Origin of the sequence: Thermobrachium celere DSM 8682 (assembly GCF_000430995.1) — a bacterium.
GTDB lineage: Bacteria > Bacillota > Clostridia > Clostridiales > Caloramatoraceae > Thermobrachium > Thermobrachium celere.
This window is the reverse complement of the sequence record NZ_HF952011.1, coordinates 1-419: the sequence shown is the minus strand read 5'-3', so window position 1 is coordinate 419 and position 419 is coordinate 1. Positions and strand designations below refer to the sequence as shown.

Below are 419 nucleotides of genomic sequence, written 5' to 3'. Positions count from 1 at the left end.
ATGCCTCTTAAACATTTCTATTGTGTAGTCTGCATTAGTTCCTTCCTTAAAGAGCCTATTATTTTAAAAGTCATTGTGCCCATATACATGGGCCATTGTTAATATTTGTAGAAGAAGGGTGTTATCCTTCATTAAATATGCAAGACAAGGATTTGAATTTATTACCATTTCATAGGGAAGTCCAGTCAAGTTGTACCTATATAATGTCTTTGTCCTTTCATATGCCTTTCCAAAACTCCAGTGGGGTACCTTGATGGCATACCTATATATGCTTCATAGGAGAGCATCTCTTCATAACTTACAATTTCAAACTCCTGTTCATAAAAATCTAGTCCATAATCCCTTGCTATCTTCTCTATCTTTTCATTCCATTCCATTAGCTCTCTTATTGAATAATCCATCAGTATCCCCCCTTCTCC

1 pseudogene is annotated in these 419 nt (G+C 35.6%); it reads right to left on the bottom strand.

What is annotated here, in order from left to right:
* Window positions 1-401, bottom strand: a pseudogene (locus TCEL_RS13065) (SpoVR family protein); the annotation flags it as partial.
* Between the last annotated feature and the right edge of the window lie 18 nt (window positions 402-419).